This window comes from Pseudovibrio flavus, from assembly GCF_009711345.1.
In the GTDB taxonomy this organism is placed as follows: Bacteria; Pseudomonadota; Alphaproteobacteria; order Rhizobiales; family Stappiaceae; genus Pseudovibrio; species Pseudovibrio flavus.
Map to the genome: position 1 here is coordinate 62683 of NZ_SMMA01000061.1, position 17867 is coordinate 80549.

General features: G+C 50.9%; 16 protein-coding genes. 10 read left to right on the plus strand and 6 right to left on the minus strand.

Annotation, left to right across the window (positions count from 1 at the left end; translation table 11 throughout):
- Nucleotides 1-72: 72 nt before the first annotated feature.
- Complete coding sequence (feoB, locus tag E1162_RS09495) at nucleotides 73-2589, minus strand: ferrous iron transport protein B (protein WP_155129997.1); 2517 nt, start codon at nucleotides 2587-2589, stop codon at nucleotides 73-75.
- On the minus strand, nucleotides 2590-2856 hold the full coding sequence (locus E1162_RS09500) for a FeoA family protein (RefSeq protein ID WP_155130000.1): 267 nt from the start codon (nucleotides 2854-2856) through the stop codon (nucleotides 2590-2592).
- Nucleotides 2857-3098: 242 nt separating this feature from the next.
- Here E1162_RS09500 and E1162_RS09505 point away from each other — a divergent pair, with 242 nt between their 5' ends.
- From E1162_RS09505 to E1162_RS09515, 3 genes are all read left to right on the plus strand, one after another.
- On the plus strand, nucleotides 3099-3413 hold the full coding sequence (locus E1162_RS09505; RefSeq protein ID WP_155130003.1) for a hypothetical protein: 315 nt from the start codon (nucleotides 3099-3101) through the stop codon (nucleotides 3411-3413).
- A gap of 114 nt (nucleotides 3414-3527) precedes the next feature.
- Complete coding sequence (locus E1162_RS09510) at nucleotides 3528-4313, plus strand: DUF4198 domain-containing protein (protein WP_155130006.1); 786 nt, start codon at nucleotides 3528-3530, stop codon at nucleotides 4311-4313.
- Between the two features lie 93 nt (nucleotides 4314-4406).
- Complete coding sequence (locus E1162_RS09515; protein WP_155130009.1) at nucleotides 4407-4700, plus strand: HigA family addiction module antitoxin; 294 nt, start codon at nucleotides 4407-4409, stop codon at nucleotides 4698-4700.
- A gap of 9 nt (nucleotides 4701-4709) precedes the next feature.
- Here E1162_RS09515 and E1162_RS09520 read toward each other — a convergent pair whose 3' ends face one another.
- Nucleotides 4710-5414: a TetR/AcrR family transcriptional regulator gene (locus E1162_RS09520; protein ID WP_155130013.1), complete on the minus strand. Its 705-nt coding sequence runs from the start codon at nucleotides 5412-5414 to the stop codon at nucleotides 4710-4712.
- Nucleotides 5415-5490: 76 nt separating this feature from the next.
- On the opposite strand from E1162_RS09520, the gene E1162_RS09525 reads away from it, so the two are divergent.
- The 6 genes from E1162_RS09525 (at nucleotide 5491) to E1162_RS09550 (ending at nucleotide 11747) form a co-directional block, all read left to right on the plus strand.
- A complete protein-coding gene (locus E1162_RS09525) occupies nucleotides 5491-6549 on the plus strand; it encodes an ABC transporter ATP-binding protein (protein ID WP_371311883.1) in 1059 nt (352 codons plus the stop codon).
- Nucleotides 6550-6577: 28 nt separating this feature from the next.
- Nucleotides 6578-7630 carry an ABC transporter substrate-binding protein gene (locus tag E1162_RS09530; protein WP_155130016.1) on the plus strand — a complete coding sequence of 351 codons (1053 nt, stop codon included), beginning with the start codon at nucleotides 6578-6580 and terminating at the stop codon, nucleotides 7628-7630.
- A 71-nt stretch (nucleotides 7631-7701) separates the two neighbouring features.
- Nucleotides 7702-8523, plus strand: coding sequence for an ABC transporter permease (locus E1162_RS09535; RefSeq protein WP_155130019.1), 822 nt, complete (start codon nucleotides 7702-7704; stop codon nucleotides 8521-8523).
- Nucleotides 8520-9320 carry an ABC transporter permease gene (locus E1162_RS09540; protein ID WP_155130022.1) on the plus strand — a complete coding sequence of 267 codons (801 nt, stop codon included), beginning with the start codon at nucleotides 8520-8522 and terminating at the stop codon, nucleotides 9318-9320. Before E1162_RS09535 ends, E1162_RS09540 begins: the two co-directional genes overlap by 4 nt.
- 13 nt (nucleotides 9321-9333) lie before the next feature.
- Nucleotides 9334-10116, plus strand: coding sequence for an enoyl-CoA hydratase/isomerase family protein (locus E1162_RS09545; protein ID WP_155130025.1), 783 nt, complete (start codon nucleotides 9334-9336; stop codon nucleotides 10114-10116).
- Complete coding sequence (locus E1162_RS09550) at nucleotides 10113-11747, plus strand: class I adenylate-forming enzyme family protein (RefSeq protein ID WP_155130028.1); 1635 nt, start codon at nucleotides 10113-10115, stop codon at nucleotides 11745-11747. Before E1162_RS09545 ends, E1162_RS09550 begins: the two co-directional genes overlap by 4 nt.
- Nucleotides 11748-11875: 128 nt before the next feature.
- Here E1162_RS09550 and E1162_RS09555 read toward each other — a convergent pair whose 3' ends face one another.
- Nucleotides 11876-14536, minus strand: a complete 2661-nt coding sequence (locus tag E1162_RS09555) for an AsmA family protein (RefSeq protein WP_155130031.1) — start codon at nucleotides 14534-14536, stop codon at nucleotides 11876-11878.
- 176 nt (nucleotides 14537-14712) lie between these two features.
- On the opposite strand from E1162_RS09555, the gene E1162_RS09560 reads away from it, so the two are divergent.
- Nucleotides 14713-16353, plus strand: coding sequence for an alkaline phosphatase family protein (locus E1162_RS09560; RefSeq protein WP_155130034.1), 1641 nt, complete (start codon nucleotides 14713-14715; stop codon nucleotides 16351-16353).
- A gap of 81 nt (nucleotides 16354-16434) precedes the next feature.
- Here the strand turns inward: E1162_RS09560 and E1162_RS09565 are convergent, their stop codons facing one another.
- On the minus strand, nucleotides 16435-17175 hold the full coding sequence (locus tag E1162_RS09565; RefSeq protein WP_155130037.1) for an amino acid ABC transporter ATP-binding protein: 741 nt from the start codon (nucleotides 17173-17175) through the stop codon (nucleotides 16435-16437).
- Nucleotides 17172-17846 carry an amino acid ABC transporter permease gene (locus E1162_RS09570; protein WP_155130040.1) on the minus strand — a complete coding sequence of 225 codons (675 nt, stop codon included), beginning with the start codon at nucleotides 17844-17846 and terminating at the stop codon, nucleotides 17172-17174. Before E1162_RS09570 ends, E1162_RS09565 begins: the two co-directional genes overlap by 4 nt.
- Nucleotides 17847-17867 lie beyond the last annotated feature (21 nt).

The window sequence follows — 17867 nt, forward strand, 5'->3', positions numbered from 1 at the left end:
TTAGAGTAATACCAATGAAGACAAGGTAGTCTGTCCACGCATTGGCACTCGAGGCTAAAAGGCTTGTTTCACTCATAAGGAAACCTCGCTGGAGTGCCTATTGTTGATTAGTGTTCCTGAATTCGTCCGCTCACTCTTGAGGCCAATCGCGATTACAAGCGCCAAAGCGGCAAAGTAGACTATAGACATGGCCTCGATACCTGTAAGGGAGAAGTACGTACCAGCAGTGAACACGATGCTGGACACGGTGAGCCCGAGGAACGTCGGGAACAGGATAGAAAAGACCATCCATAGGTAAGAGCCGGTCTGTACGCGCACCATGACCGTTGTTGCCAGACACGGAGGGTAAAGCGCAAAGAACAGGATCATCGAAACTGCCAAAAGCGCGGTAGCACCACCTGCCTTTGTTTCATCGCCCATACGTTCCTCAAGAGAGGCATTTTCGCTATCGCTTTGCTGGAACAAAACACCGAGGGTCGCTACGCTGCTTTCGCGAGCAGCGAAGGAAGACAGGAGCGCAATATTAATTTTCCAGTCGAAACCGGCATACTGCGTGACCGGCTCCATAGAGCGTCCAATAGCACCAAGGAGCGAGCTGGAAAGACGCTCTTCTTTGAGGTCTCGGCGCAAAGAGTTACGCTCTTTGATTAGCTTACGCAGTGCGCGGCTAGCAGCCTTCGCATCCTTGTCGCCTTTAGGAGGCTTAACAACGGCATAAAACTCCGCATTACGAGCCTTAAAGTCCTTCGCCACTTTGCGGGATGCTGCAGCGCCTTTGGCGTTTAGCTTGGCACGGCGGTAATCGTTGTAGAAGTTTACCAGCCCGACAACCTCGGCTTCGCTTGCGAGATTTTCATAGGCACTGCCTGCGACTTTGCTCTGGAACTTATCGAGAGCAACAACTGCCTGCGCCTCATAGTGCTGCATTCTGTCCTCTGGCAACCCCGGAAACTGGAGCAGCGTGAACACAACGACGGCGACAGCAACGACGATGGTACCAACCTTCTTGATATAAACCCATGTGCGCTCAATTGAGCGACGCAGAACGCCGCCAATCGTCGGCACGTGGTAACTAGGCAGCTCCATCACGAATGGAGAAGTCTCCTGCCCCTTCAAAACCGTTTTGGTCAAAAGTTTGGAAACCAGCAGCGCGAAAATGACCGTCATCGTTGAGATGTAGAAGGTCATCAAGGATTTATCTTCAACGAAGAAAATACCCAGCAACAGTGTGTAGAGCGGAACCTTCGCAAGGCAGTTCATGAACGGCACGGCGAAAATGGTTGCCATTCTGGCGCGGTTATCTGGAATGCCTTTTGTCGCCATAATCGCTGGCACAGCGCAACCACCGGCAAACACACCACCCAAGATAAGAGGTAGGGTACTTTGCCCATGTAGACCGAAGCGATTGAGAATGCGGTCAAGAATGAAGGCGATACGCGCCATATATCCGGAGTCTTCCAAGATTGCGATAAGCGCGAACAAAATCAGAAAGATCGGCACATAGTTCAAAAGCGTATTTGCAGAATCGATAAGCCATAGACCCAGTGCACGGGTGTAAGGGTCTTCGATAAAACCGGCAGCAGGCAAGAAGCCAGACAAAATTTCACGGGTCTTGGCCAAGTACGGCCATGTGTAATTTGTTAGTTCGTAGCCCCAGACAATCGATGCCTGATAGATAAGATAAACCGTCAGGATCAGGAAGATTGGCGCACCGATACGATTGAGGACAACGCTGTCGATTTTCTTGGAAACAGATCCGCGCCCCGTGCCTTTTGTGGTCAATGCATCGGAAATAATTGAGCGAATAATAGCGTTGCGAACATTAATGACGTGGTCGCTTATGTCTGCTCCGTACTGATCGAAGAAACAACGATTTGCCTCAGAAACCTTCTGCTCCAACTCTGTGACTACCGAGGCCTCGCAAAGTTTGGTGATCAACTGTGTTGCGTACTGGTCTTGCTCCAAAAGCTTGATTGCAAACCAACGAGAAGAGGCAGGAAGGCTAACATTCGTGCCAACAAGCATTGCCTCAATATCTTTAATCGAACCTTCAAGTGGCCCGTAGTCGATTTCATAGGCAGAGGAATTTGTAAGTTGCTCGACTGCTGAAATCTCTTCCTTAAGGTTTTTACAGCCCTGCCCTTTACTGCCTACTGTCTCCACAACCGGAATACCGAGCCTGCTCGACAATTGATCTACCGATATCGTAATGCCGCGGCGGGTTGCAACGTCTAGCATGTTGAGCGCCAGAACCACGTTCTGACCCATCTCCAACAACTGCATTGTCAGGTTCAAGGACCGGCGCAAGTTTGCGGCATCGACAACGTTCACACAAACCTGCGGCTTTTGCGTCAAAAGAAACTCTTGAGTTACACGTTCTTCTGGCGAAAACGACGTCAGGCTGTAAGTACCGGGAAGATCGACAACAAGGGTACTTTGGCCATTGAAAGAGTAGCGACCGGACTTTTTCTCGACAGTGACACCCGGATAGTTCGCAACATACTGCCGCGCTCCGGTTAGAGCATTGAAAAGCGTTGTTTTGCCAGCATTCTGCTGACCCAGCAGCGCAATGGTTGCCTCTTGTCTCATCTAGTTGATCTCCACGACTTCAATTGTCGCGGCTTCAGCGCGGCGCAATGCAACGTTGTAGGTGTCTAGCTGGATCTGGATAGGATCTTTCAGCGGCGCGGTACGAACCACGTCCACAGGCGTGTCTGCAAGCAATCCAAGATCCATAAGCCGCTGACGGATTGCCCCGGCTGAATGGTGCTTTTTCACCAACACTCGTTGACCGGGCAACACATCGTTGAGGAACAACGCCACTCCGGCGGAGCGTTGTTTTCGATCGTCTGACATAGAATATTCCGAAGTTATACTTATCGCGTATTTATTGGCTGGAAATAATTCATATACGTATGCTTACAACTTGAAAATGCGAATGATTACTATTTACAACATTACCATCTTAAATGGCGAAGCGGCTCATGCAATTTTTGCAACCAGAAAAGCAAAACTAAACATATTACTTAGTAATCAGCACCTACACGTGCAGTTTGCTAGAGGCTTTTTGGTAAGAGCCCAATTGGGTGGAAAGAAAAATGAAACTACTCGGCATTGCTGCTGTACTGGGTTTTGCGGTGGCCTCAACCTCTGCGTTTGCTCACACACCTCTTTGTTCCTGCTATGACAACGGCGATGGTACCGTTCTGTGCGAAGGCGGTTTTTCTGACGGTTCTTCTGCTTCTGGCGTGGGCGTGCTCGTTATGGATGCCAACGGCAACACCTTGCTTGAAGGCAAGATGAGCGAAGACAGCGAATTCGAATTCGACAAGCCGGATGGGGACTACAAAGTTGTATTTGACGCAGGCCCAGGCCACGCAGTTGAAATCAACGGCTCCGACATCGTCGAATAAATAGAATTTGGCGCACTAGCGCCGCCAAATACAAACAAGTTGAAGTTTAACGCAGATTGCAACGCATTCTGTGAGCGATCTTCTATTACCTAACTTACAAAGCTTGGTTCACAAATGAAAAAGATCCTCTTGGGCGCAGCCCTCATCTCCGCAGTTGCTATGGGCTCTGCACAGGCACACTTCCAGCTTCTCTACACTCCAGAAGTTATGCTAGACGCACCTGCAGAAATCGATCTGAAGCTCGTATTCGGTCACCCAATGGAAAACGGTCACGTTATGGACATGGGCGAGCCAGAAGCATTCAACGTGTTCTTCAAAGGCAAGTCCAAAGACCTACTTTCCACCCTGAAGCCGATCACCTGGAAAGGCCCACACAACGACGCGAAAGCTTATGAAGCAAGCTACAAAGTGAAGCGCAACGGCGACTACATCTTCACATTCACCCCTGCTCCATACCTTGAAGAAGGTGAAGGCGTTTACATCCAGCAGATCACCAAGAGCTTTGTAAACAAGGCTGGCCTTCCAACCGGTTGGAATGAGCCTGTTGGCCTCGTCACCGAAATCGTTCCACTGAACAAGCCATACCAGAACTATGTTGGCGGCACCTTCACCGGTCAGGTTCTGAGCGAAGGCAAACCAGCAGCTGGCGTTGAATGTGAAATCGAGTACATCAACCCACTCGTTGAAATGGACGCAAACGCATTCGGTAAAGAAGCAGGTCCAAAGCCAGCTACCGCAATGGTCGCGATCACAGATGCAAACGGCATGTTCACTTTCGGTATTCCACGCGCAGGCAACTGGGGCTTCGCATGCCTTGGTTCCGGCCCAGCTAAAGAATTCAACGGCAAAGAACTCTCTCAGGATGCAGTTCTCTGGATCAACGCAACCGAATTCAAATAAGCTACTTACGTAAGTGGTAACAGGTTCCCGAGCACCCGTTCGGGAACCTTTTTCTTAGCCTGACTGTAATCGATAAGGCCGAGGCAACCGAATATGATCGCACATAGCCCCTTGTGCCCCGGAAACATCATCAAAGAGCAGTATCTACAACCGCTCAAGCTGACGCCCTATACCCTCGCCAAGCGAATGGGTATTTCACGCCGTAGACTCGAACGTGTTCTAAGAGGCGAAAGCAGAATTACCGTCGACACTGCAGCGCGCCTTGCAAAGTACTTCGGTACAAGCGTAGAGCACTGGCTCCATTTGCAGCTGAACTTTGATGCGATGAAAGCAACCAGCATTCCTAACGACGAGCTAAGCTACATTCGCCCGCACTGTGATTGGTAAAAAGCTGGATTAGCTGGTTTTCATAAAAAGCGACCGAAACCAGAGATCGTCCATTACACGGATAACAAGATCAAGGTTGGGTGGCTGTTCACTTGCATCCCATTTTGCCATTCGGTGAACGTCGGCAAGAAGAGCGTCCGACATATGGATGACTGCACGTACCTTCATTCGCAGGAAGGCCAGATCAGCCTCGTCATCATGCACCCGTTCCCGCCTAGCTAAATCACGCACAATTCGCTCTGCCCATACCCTATTAATGGACTCCATACGCTGAAAGATCTGCTGGTCTTCTCGCAGTAAAATCTCACGCGCTTCAAGCAGTCCGGGATTAAGCGCAGCGAGCATAACCGTATAAGAATTGGCGCGGTGTATGGATTCTCTGAGGCCAAGCCCGCCGCCTCGTGGACGATGAATGCGCATCAAGGCCCAGTATTTCCAAAGAACAGCTTTTATGATGTCAGCACGGCTGTTGAAGTAGAGATAAAAAGTCCCTCTCACCATGCCTGCGGCAGAGACCAGATGGTCAATAGTCAGCGAATCGTACCCTACCTTTTCAATCTCACGCGCTGCCACGGCGAGTAATTTCGCCCGCGTACGCACTCGTTTCTTGCGCTTGGATAGCGAATTTGCCCGCGCCTCCAAAAGTTCGGCAACGTTAAAACCCTCTGAAGGGGGACTTTTTTCGAGATACGGACTAATACTCACAAAATGCATGAATAATTATTGACAGAGTGTCTAATTTTGGTCAACGTTTAAAAAATAGATACAGCGTCTAAAAATGGAGTAAGTGGTGCGAGGGTCCCGCATTCGTTTCGAAAACGTCAGCAAATCATTCGGTGCTACCGTGGCCCTGAGCGAATTCAATCTGGATATAGAGCCGGGTGAATTTGTTACGCTTCTGGGCGCATCTGGCTCTGGTAAGTCCACAGCCCTCAATATTCTCGCAGGGTTCTCGGAGGCAACTTCAGGCGACGTTTACATCGACAACCGGCCGTTAAATGGGGTGGCTCCAGAGCACCGTAACATCGGCATGGTGTTTCAAAACTTTGCCCTTTTTCCGCATAAGACCGTTGCTGAAAATGTTGCGTTTCCATTGCGTATGAGAAAAGTTCCAAAGGAAGAGATTGCCCGCAAAGTCAAAGAGGCTTTGGCCATGGTGCGTCTTGAGGGATACGCTGAACGCAAACCTCAAGAGCTCTCGGGCGGTCAGCGTCAAAGGGTTGCCCTAGCCCGCGCCGTTGTGTTTGAGCCTCCGGTGCTGCTGATGGATGAATGTCTGTCAGCATTGGACCCGAAACTTCGTGAAGAGCTACAAGAGGAAATCCGCAGCATTCACAAAAGCATCAACACAACGGTTCTGTTCGTAACCCATGACCAGTCCGAGGCGCTTACTCTTTCCGACCGTATCGCGATCCTGCAAGGCGGAAAGATTGTGCAAGTCGATACTCCGGTATCCCTTTACGACCGGCCAAAGACCCGTTTTGTGGCGGATTTTATAGGACAGTCAAATATCTTCGATCTCTCCGTTATCACGAATGGACGGGCCGACATTCCTGAAATGTCGCTTGATATTCCTATGGCAAACCCGGAGGCCACAGCAATTAGCTTGAGGCCGGAATGCATATCCTTTGCGAAGGGGCATGAAGGTGACGATCAAACAACATTTGAAGGAACAGTGCACGACGAAGTGTTCTTCGGGCCAGTGCTTTCACAATCAGTGCGCCTGAATACCGGTCGCATTATCGAGGTTCGTTGTCCGCGGTCTACCCGCGAAGAACGCCCTCGCGTTGGAGAGACGGTGAAACTTGCATTCAATAACGAAGATGCAGTGCCGCTGCTCGCAGATTAACCAGCTCAACGTTCTTGGGGAGGGAACTATGGTTATAAGACAACTATTCGTTGGATTCACTTGTGCAATTGCAGTTGGAACGAGTTCGGCTGCTGCAAATGAGTCTATTACATATGCAGGTGCTGGTGGCGGACTAGCACAGGTGATGAAGACCGTCTTTGACGACCCGTTTGCAGAACAGACCGGCGTTGCGGTCAATGCCTTGGCAACGAGCGATCGCGTATCCGCGCTTAAAGCCATGCAGGTAGCTGGCCGAGTTACTTGGGATGTAAGTGAACTCAACCCCATAGAATATGCAACTGCGTCGCTTTCCGGTTGGCTTCAGCCACTTGACTGGGCAGTTATCGATCCGCTTGGCGTGCTTCCACCTGAAGCAAAACTGCCAGATGCCGGAATTGCAGCTACATTTTCTACCGTTCTGGCCATTCGTACGGATAAGCTTCCAGAAGGCAAGACAATGAATTCGTGGGCCGACTTTTGGGATGTAGAGACATTCCCAGGTGGCCGGGCACTTCAAAATCAGCCAATTGATAACCTTGAGTTTGCCCTTATCGCAGACGGCGTCGCGCCCGCAGACGTCTACTCGGTGCTTTCAACCGAGGAGGGGCAAGACCGGGCATTCGCCAAACTTGATGAGATCAAGCCCCATATCACGGCATGGTGGACCGCTGGTGCACAACCCGTTCAGCTGCTCTCTGACGGCGAAGTAGATTATTCGTCAGCGTGGAACGGGCGCATAACCAAGTTGGCTGAACAGGGTATCCCTGTCGAAATCAACTGGAATGGCGGCGGCATCAAAGGGTCTTATGTTGCGATCATCAAAGGCTCCCAAAAGATAAAAGCCAGTCAGGACTACATTTCATTCTTGATGACTGATGCGCGCCGATCTGCAAAGTTTGCATCCATGGTGCCTTATCCGGGCATGGTCAACGGCCTCTATGAGCATTTGGAGGCCGATACGGGCTCAAATCTACCTACCCACCCAGACAACGTTACCGCACAGTTCGTGACCGACGCGGTTTTCTGGGGCAAGAACCTCAGCGCACTCAAAGAGCGTTGGGAAGACTGGATTTTGGAATAACCCTACCCTTCACTATTTCTGGCCGCCGGAAGTATCCGGTGGCCTAATCCCTAACGCTATGGAGTTACCGGATGAGCAAGCGTATTGCGCTGCTGCCAGGCCTCGCCATTATTTGCGTGATGTTTCTGGTGCCTGTGGGGTTTGTTTTCCAGCACGGCCTTTTTGATCCTTCATTTACGACAGAGCACTTCACCCGATTTATTAATCGAGGTGCCTATATGCGGATCTTTTGGACTACCTTGCAGGTCTCCTCGGTCGTAGCTCTTGCATGTTTGATAATCGGGTATCCGATAGCCTATTTCATCGTCCGTCAACCTAGTCGCCGTCGGCCAATGTTAATTTTCCTTGTGCTGGTTCCAATGTGGATGTCCATCCTTTCAAGAACCTACGCTTGGATGGTTGTGCTGGGCAAAGAAGGCATCATCAATCAAACTCTCCTTTGGGTCGGATTGATTGACGAACCCTTGAAGCTCCTCTTCACGACCGGAGCGGTCTACGTCAGCATGATCCAGATCATGCTTCCGATATTGATCGTAACTTGTTTTTCTTCCATGACAGAAATTGATCAATCGCTTATGCGCTCGGCCCGAATTTTCGGAGCATCCCCCTTCAAAGCATTTAGGGAAGTGTTTCTCCCGCTTTCTCTTGAGGGTGCCATTACAGGAACACTCATCGTCTTCATTTTGTCTATGGGGTTCTTCATCGTGCCCGCGCTGGTGGGCGGGCGTAAGGACACTATGCTGGCGAATATCATAAGCAGTCAGGTTTCTACCGGAAACTGGGGTTTTGCAGCTGCTCTTTCAATTGTTCTGCTAACGGCAACGCTACTTGTAATGTTTGCTGTGCGGCTCTTTTCATCCCGCTTTGTCCATCACCAAGGAGAAACGTCATGATGGATAAAGCAATGCGCCCACTCACGCTCTTCTACATTCTGATCGTGTTGTTTCTATTCTTTCCGATTTTGATCGTTGTTCCGATTTCGTTTTCTAACGGTCGTTTTTTAAGCTTTCCACCCGAAGAGTTCGGTCTTCGGTGGTACCGAGAGTACTTTCAGGACCCGATCTGGATATCGGCAACACTGCGCTCGGTACGCGTTGCGATTAGCTCCAGTCTTGCGGCCGTCTTTGTTGGTACACTTGTTGTGATTGGCTTGGGGCGTCGCAGAACCCGTAAATCCGGCGCGCTCACATCCTTGTTTTTGGCGCCTGCAATCGTGCCCAACATCATTGTTGCTCTAGGCGTTTTTATTCTGGCGATTAAAGTGGGGCTACCTGATAACGAGCTAACTCTGATTGCAGCCCATACAGCCATTTGCCTGCCATTCGTTATTCTGATCGTCGGATCTGCTTACAGACAAATCGACCCCACCTTGGAAAAAGCGGCGAGAATTATGGGTGCAGGGCCAGTACGCGCATTCATGGCAGCAACGTTCCCTGCCCTAGCTCCCTCATTCATTGCCGCATCGATCTTTGCGTTCTTCATTAGCTTTGACGAGCTGATCATTTCACTGTTCGTCATGTCCAGTGCAGAGACCTTGCCCATGCGCATCTGGAACGATTTGCGCTTTGAAATTAACCCGACAATTGCAGCGATCAGCGTCTTTTTCGTGGTGATCACCACTGCGACTATGACGTTTGCCGAACTGCTTCGCCGCAAGGCGGAGCGCCGAAACAGAGTACCATCTACTTGATGGCGGAGAGACCATGCTGAACTATGAAAAAATCGATGACATTGCGATCATCACCATCGACAATCCGCCAGTGAACGTGTTTACACCTGCGATGCATCGCCAGCTTTTCGACATCCTGCAGGACTTCAACGCGGATCGAAATATCAGGTGCGGAGTCCTCACAGGAGCTGGATCGCGTTCTTTCTGTGCCGGCGACGACATCAAGTCGGAAAGACCGGCAAGAACACGGGAAGAAGTGGTCGAACGTCATCTTCAACCATCCCGCTCCTTCGATAGCGAGGAGTACCCGGGATGGGAACATGAAGTAATGACAATGGCGCGTTATAAACCCATCGTTTCAGCGGTAAACGGGCACTGCTTTGGTCAGGGTTTCATTTACTTCTGCCTACTGTCGGATATCCGCTACGCAAGCCCTAACGCTCAGTTTGGTATGCCTGAAATTGCCTATGGAATGGCAGGTGCAGGTGCAGGCCTGTCGTTGGGTAAGGCGATACCGCACACGGCCGCAATGGAACTCTTGCTTTTGGGCGAGAAAATTGATGCGAACAAGGCTCAGCGCCTCTTTTTGATCAATGACATTGTTGAGGCCGATGCTCTCATGGACACTGCGATGGCCGCAGCCCGTAAAATCGCTTCTCATCCACCTCTCGGTGTACGGATAGAGATGGAAAGTTATCAGCGCAGCCTCGATATGAGCCGCAGCGACAGCATGGCGATGGCAGGGCATATGTACCGTCTGGCCCGCTCCGTTCAGTCTACGACCCCACCTCTTGCCAAAAGTGAGAGCAAAGCATGACACAGCACCCCGGCCAAATTGAAATTGAAGCTTTAAAAGAAGCCCTTGAGCAAAAGGGCTTTCCAGAGAGTATTCCCTCATTTTGCGCCGAGCAGGCAGCGCGCTATGGTGATGCGATTGCAGCTGACTATTTTCAGGACGGAATTCGGCTGACTTATAAAGCCCTGCACGAGCGTTCAAATAGAATTGCCCAGAACTTATTGGATAGAGGTCTCCGCAAAGGCGCACATATCGCCGTCATGTTGCCTAACGGTTCTGGTTCAACGCTTCTATGGTTTGCCATTATGAAGCTGGGCGCGGTTATCGTTCCAATTAATACCGCTTACCGCGGCAAGGAACTTGATTACATCGTAAACCAGTCCGATGCGCAGGCGCTTATTATCGCAGAACAGTTTCTAAGTGCCGTAGGCGAGATGGAACATCTCCCAGAGGAGATTATGAGCCCTATCGTTGTTCAGGATAACGACTTGGGCCTGCTGGAAACAGGCGGCAACCTGGAAGAATTTGACCCGGGGTATCCCGTGGTCGCCACCGACTTGGCCAGCTTACAATACACCAGTGGAACCACCGGCTTTCCAAAGGGCTGTATGCTAAGTCAGGACTATTGGCTTGTGCTTTCCCACTCGATTGCGCAGGTGCATCGCCACTACGGCAATAGCAGGCTCTTTTTCTGGGCTCCCTTTTTCTACATGGATGGTCAATGGTCGTTTCTCTCATCCATGGCGATTGGCGGAACCGCTATAATCGCGAAAAAAATGAGCCTTACCAAATTTCTAGACTGGATACGGGAAAACAACGCCCATTACTGCGTGCTGCCTGAACCGTTGTTAAAGGCTGTTCCTCCGTCTGAAGGCGATAGGGATATACCTCTGAAGTTCGTCCACTGCTTCGGCTGGCGTCCAGCAACCCGAGCAGCTGCAGAAGAGCGCTTCAACCTTGTTGCGCGCGATAGCTTCGGCATGACGGAGGTTGGTCCGGCAATTATTTGCCCACACAATTCAGCTGAAAAACTGGAGCTCAACACCTGCGGGATCGCAGCCCCTTACAGGCAAACGCGAGTAGTCAACGATGCTGGTATTGAATGCGCCAGCGGCGAAGTAGGCGAACTACAAATACGCGGGCGTGCGATCATGCAGGGCTACTACAAAAAGCCAGAGGCAAACGCTTCAGCATTCGATGGCGACTGGTTCAATACGGGCGACCTTTTTACCAAAGATGCTGATGGCTATCACAGGATCGTTGGGCGCAAGAAAGAGATGATCAAGCGGGCCGGAGAAAACATTTCGGCTAAGGAAGTAGAGGCCACGATAGCTCAAGCTGCCGAAATAGCGGAGGTAGCAGCGATCGCTGTTCCCGATGAGATGCGACGGGAAGAAGTTATGGTTCTGGTGAAAATGACCGATGGCAACGGACCGGACCAGTTACCGCCGGAGCAGGTAAAAGCGCAGGCAGAGAGCTTGGCGCCTTTTAAAAGGCCGCGATACATTGCTTACGTGGACGAATTTCCCCGCACTGCGACGAACAAGATTGCCAAGGCCAAGATAACTCAAGACGACCTTTCAGGCCCTGCATTTGACTGTCAATCAATGCAACCGGTTACAGATAGCGAACTAGAAAAACTGCTAAGCTAACTTACGAGGCATCTATCGTTTAAAATCCAGCGTGTCGGAAAATACAGTTTCAGGTCACGCCGGAATAACGCTCCGCTAAATCGATCTATGTCATGACCAGACGGATCTGCTTCCAGTTAGATACATTTTCACTTCGCGCCGCGTGACTTTATGATGGAGCAAGGCCGGTGTTTGTTTGCGCCGCCCTTCTCTTTGCTACCAAAGATAACTCCCAGCAGATTGAGCGGTGTCGTCAAAACTTCGCCAACAACACGCCCTGCACTGCTGTCTTTCGTTTTAAAGCGCGGGTGTTTGATCGGACCAACAACTGTAAAGTCCGACGCCATATCAACCACATCAGGCGCCAAAGCACGGGGGGCAAATTTCAGCTCCAACTTATCGTCTCTCAGATCAACCTTCCCACCACCGACCACTTGGACGTTTTCTGTCTCGACAACAGCGTTTTTGAGTTGCCCTCGCCCAGCCTTAAGCGTGAGCGGAAAAACTGCACAGACTAGCTTGGCTTGATCCTCCTTCGATGTGTTGGAGAACATCCATCGCACCAAACTTTGCCCGGCAAGATCAATCAGTCTCGTACCAATGGTGCCGCCCCAAAGGGAAGCGACAAGCTTGCCACTTGCTGAACGTCGGAAGCTTTCAAAGTTTGAACCAGTACCGGTAAGGTTATAGCTCATGCTTAAAGAGCCACTGACAAGACGCGGAATGCCCAGTTCCTTTAAAACTGTTCCCATCTTTAATTTATCAATGCGTCCGTCTGCGGTTATCTTGGCGGGCTTGGAATGAGTATCGACATGAACCGTAGCGTTGGCTTTACCGCCAAGGTAAGTCAAGCGGATTGGATTGAACTTAAGCACCTTGCGGGCATACAAAAGCTTCGCGCTCATATTGCTTGCTGTCTTACCGCCGCCAGCAATACTCTTTGCAGCAAAATCAACGGACGCGGTGAAAGGCGCGGTAAACACCTCTTCAATTGCAACGGCTTTGTTCCGCTCCCCTTCGATAAAGCGGTAAACCTTAATGAGGCTCTCCACATCAGCGAGATAAAGCTTGGGCGTATTGAGGTCTCCCGTCAGCTTCAGGCTATCTTCCAAAACAGCCAAACTCAGATTTCCCGCTAGATTGGTCTGCCCAACCAGACCGGCGCCTTTCAGCGCAACACTGTTTTCCTGATAGGTTGCCGTCCCTTTGTAAGCGACCTTTTTCACCGTGCTGCCTTTGAGACCCAGCCTTTTCTGAAGCGCGTTGAAATCAGGCACCTTCACGTCAATCTCAAAGACTGGAAACCGGCCCGTCTCCGGTTTGGCGTTATCACTTGGTCCGATCTTAGAAACGGATAAATCAACGAGCTTGGAATTTCGGGTTCGCCCGTCAAATTGCTCCAACTCCAGAATTCCGGAGGCATCGGAGATGAAGAGAGTTCCTGCAAAACTTCCCGCATCAATTTTTGCTTTTGGAGCATTTGGCGCAATGAACTGGCCAAGACCAAAGTCAAAAGAGCCCCCAATACGAATGCCGGAAAACTTGAGAAGATTGGTGATGGAGCCTTTCAGATCCAGAACAGGATCATCGGCTGGACCGCTCAAGATATTCAGCCCAAGAAAACCGACATTGCCCTTTGTATCTCTAACGATCCGGTCCACCCAGATAGGGCCAATCTCTTTTAGTTCGCCCTCTATTGCGTTTGTAAGCAGCTTGAAGTTTTTCAGATAGAGGCGACGCTCATCACCCAATATCTGACCAGTAAGCCCAGTCAAGGTAATCTCGGAGGGGTCCTTGGGTTTGGCAGGGTCACGCCCTTCGGGAAAACGGCGACTATCAAACAAAAGATCGATGCCAGTGCCTTTGGGCAGGTTTCCTACAGTTCCCGTGAGCTTCATGCTGGATCCACTAACCAGCTTTACGTCCAGCTTAATGTTATCGAGCCCCAACGCGTTTAAGGGGCCAGCAAGAGCCATTTCTAAACGCCCGTCGCCCTCAACCACGCGGTTGATATCAAACAAGCTCTGAATATCCCCCAGGCTTGAAATAGGAGCGTTGAGTTTTGCAGTTATCTCAGCGGTAGGCTCTTTCAAGTCTAAGCTGCCAGAAACGTAAATTGCGAGACCTTCAGTAGTCACTGCAATGTTTAGCGGACCCTTTGGCTTGCGGTTGGGATCAGGAAATGTCGCCTGCACAGCAAAAGGTTTCTGGTTCAAGCTGCCTTGGACAGCCATCACAATGGTATTCTCATCAGACTTGGCCTCAGAAGACCATCGCTCGATTTCAAAAACCGCCTCCCAGCCGTTTCCCCTGTCAGGATAGGAGAGTGTCAGGTCCTCCAAAACAAAATCGCGAGCAAGTGGGTCTTTTAGGAAATTTCCAGTGAACTCGGCAACGTCGCTATAGTCCCAATGCCGTTGCTTCAGTGGTTCATCTTTTCCTCGTTGCTCAATAAAGGCCTTAGCACCCTTTAGGCGAACACGGCTTATATGCGGCTCTCCAAACAGCAACGAGGTGTAGGGCAGCGAAAGCGACCCGCTACCAACACTATGCCAGCGGGTTTCCTGCCGCGTGTCACTAACACGGGCAAGCCGAATAGAACTCGCAGTGATCGTAAGTTCATCGCCAAACTGCAGCTTCGCGTCACCGTCAATCTCAACATGACGGTCCAGTACGCGGCTAAGCACCCGTTCAAGCAGCACAGTTCGTGTCGCCTGCGAATAGGGCGAAACGAGATAGGCGATGCTCAGGCCAAACAACAAAACAAGGGCCATTAGAACACCGGCAAGAAGTCGCTTTATCTTGCGCAAACGGGGCCTCTTTTTGGGCTAGTATAGCCGACTTTAATCCGCAACCACGCGGTAATTGTCTAATGGTTACCGGCGGCCCCTCAAGCGACAAAGAGCTCATCAATCCAATTGCTAGTGCACGTACCCTTGCGTTTGCCAGTCATGTCTATTGTTATTCCCCCAACGGAGGAATCGGGATGGCTCAAGAAAAACGCAATGTACTTTGGATCATGTGTGACCAGCTAAGGTTTGATTATCTGAGTTGCTACGGCCACCCGCACCTTCACACGCCAAACATCGGCCGGCTTGCTTCAAGGGGCGTTAAGTTCAATAGAGCTTACGTGCAGTCTCCAATCTGCGGGCCATCACGAATGAGCTTCTATACCGGCAGATACGTTCGCTCTCACGGCAGTACATGGAACGGAATTCCGCTTAGAGTTGGTGAACCGACACTGGGCGACCACTTGCAGGAAATCGGCGTTAGGAACGTCCTGATCGGCAAGACACATATGAGGGCCGATAGCGAAGGAATGGAGCGTCTAGGCATCCAGATGGATAGCTACATTGGCGCCCGCGTTTCCGAATGCGGCTTTGAAGTATTTGAAAGGGATGACGGCCTTCATCCAGACGGCCCTTACTCGCCAAACCCTGTCTATGACAGCTATCTGGAAGAACAGGGATATGAAGGCCCCAACCAATGGGAACGCTGGGCGAACTCTGCTGAAGGAGAGGATGGAGAAATCCTTTCTGGCTGGCTGCTAGGCCATGCGGATAAACCTGCTCGTGTGAAGGCGGAACACTCTGAAACGCCCTACATGATCAAGCGTTTCAAAGACTTCGTTGAAACCGCCGACGAACGGCCTTGGTGCGTGCATCTGTCACTCATCAAGCCGCACTGGCCCTATATAGTTCCAGCGCCCTATCACAACATGTACGGGCCAGAACACGTTGCAGCCCCTGTTAGAAGTGAAGCAGAGCGCCAAGCTCCCCACCCAGTTTTTTCGGCATTTATGAACGAGCGCGTAAGCAAGGCGTTTAGTAATGATGAAACGCGGGAAAAGGTTATTCCTGCTTACATGGGGCTAATCAAACAGATCGATGATGAAATCGGCGACCTTTTAGCCTTTATGGAAGAAAAACAACTGCTCGGTAATACGATGATCGTGTTTACTTCCGACCATGGCGACTATCTGGGCGACCATTGGCTTGGAGAAAAAGAGCTGTTCCATGAGCCATCGGTCAAGGTTCCGCTAATTATTGTAGACCCACGCAGCGAAGCTGATGCATCACGCGGTAGCTCTTGTGACGAGCTCATAGAAGGTATCGACCTTGCCCCAACCTTCGTGGAGTTTTTTGGCGGCACGGTTAAACCAAATGTGCTGGAAGGGCGCTCACTACTTCCGCTTTTGGAAGCGTCCGAACAGGTAAAGTGGCGTGAGTTCGTTATCAGCGAGTACGACTATTCCATGCGCCGCGCCCGCTTGGACCTTGATCTACCTGTCAGCGATTGCCGCCTAGCCATGATCATGGACAAGCGCTGGAAATACGTTCACGCGGAAGGGTTCCGCCCAATGCTCTTCGATCTTCAAGAGGATCCGGATGAGCTGACAGACCTTGGTGACCATCCAGATTATGCAGGCGAAAGAGAGCGGATGAACAACGCGTTGTTTGCATGGTATCGCCGCCACCATACCCGCGTAACCATGACGGATGAACAGATCATAGCGGCATCAGGCAAAGAGCTACACGCCGGTGTTTTGATCGGCTACACGGATGAGGAAGAAGTGGCTCAGGCACGACGAGAAGTCGGCCTTGATAGAGATACAGAGCCAGCCTAACGCGACTTTGGAGCAGCGGGGTGCTCTATCTATGCAGCGACCCGCTATTACTCTTTTCGAACGAAACGATTTCGCCTCGTTTCACATTGTTCCGAGTGTTTTTCGCAGGAAATGACGCGTGCGCGGGTCTACGGGGCTCGTAAACATCTGCTCTGGTGGCCCCTGCTCTACAATCTTCCCGCCTTCCATAAAAACAACTTTATCGGCGATCTGACGGGCAAATGACATCTCGTGGGTCACGACCAGCATGGTTCGGTTTTCATCTGCTATGCGCTTGAGCAGTTGGAGAACTTCATCCACCCATTCAGGGTCCAAAGCAGAGGTTGGCTCGTCAATAAGCATAAGCTGCGTGTCAGCCGCAATAGCCCGCCCGATACCAACGCGTTGCTGCTGCCCGCCGGACAGAGAAACCGGATAGGCGTCACCTTTGTCGCCTAGGCCAATCATCTGCAAAAGGTCATCTGCACGCTTGTTCGCTTCCGCTTTCGACCACCCACGAACAACCATAAGCCCTTCAGCAATGTTTGCACGTGCAGTTTTGTTGGCAAACAAGGCGTAGTTCTGGAAAATGAAGCTGGTTGCAAGGCGTAGAGCCTTAATCTGCTTCGGCGTTGCTGTTGAAACATCAACGCTTAAAGACCCTATGGAAATAGTCCCTTCATCTGCATGATCAAGGAAGTTGATGCAGCGAAGCAAGGTCGATTTTCCTGTGCCGGATGGCCCAATGATTACGACATGCTGTCCGGCCTCAATATCCAGATCAATTCCGTCGAGAACGGGCACCCCGCCATAGAACTTTCTAAGCCCGCGAATTTTGATCATCGTGCAACAGCTTTCGATAAGCGGGCTTCCAGCGCCTGCTGAACAAAGGAAAGAACCTCGACAATCACCCAGTAGAAGATGGCAACGACGATAAAGGTCTCGAAATAGAGAAAGCTGCTCGCAGCTTCTTTCTGGGCTGCCCCCATAAGCTCGGTAACACCAAGAGTGAAGGCAAGAGAGGTGCTTTTGATAAGGTCGATGAAGTAGTTGACCAGCGTAGGCGCGGCCACTCTAGCAGCTTGCGGTAGAATAATACGGCGCATCATCTGGGCCGTTGTCATGCCGATAGACTGAGCAGCTTCCCATTGGCTTCGATCAACCCCTATTATTGCAGCACGGATGCTCTCTGCCATATAGGCTGAGAAATGCAGCGTAAGGCCGATGATTGCGGCAGTAACACCTGTCATTGCCGTGAGTGATGGAAAGAGCTGCGGCAGGCCGTAGTAAAACAAGAACAGTTGTACCAGCAGCGGCGTGCCGCGAAAGAAGCTGATGAACAGCTTGGTGAACTGGTTCAATACCGGTACACGAACAACACGAACCACAGCAAGCAAGCACGCAAGGACCAGAGCCAGTGCCATTGAGACACTGGCCATACCCAAGGTTAAAGGCACGTACTTAAGAAGGACAGGAACAAGCCCGACCATATATCCCAGATCGAAGACGCTCATAGGTCTAGCTTATCGCCCGCT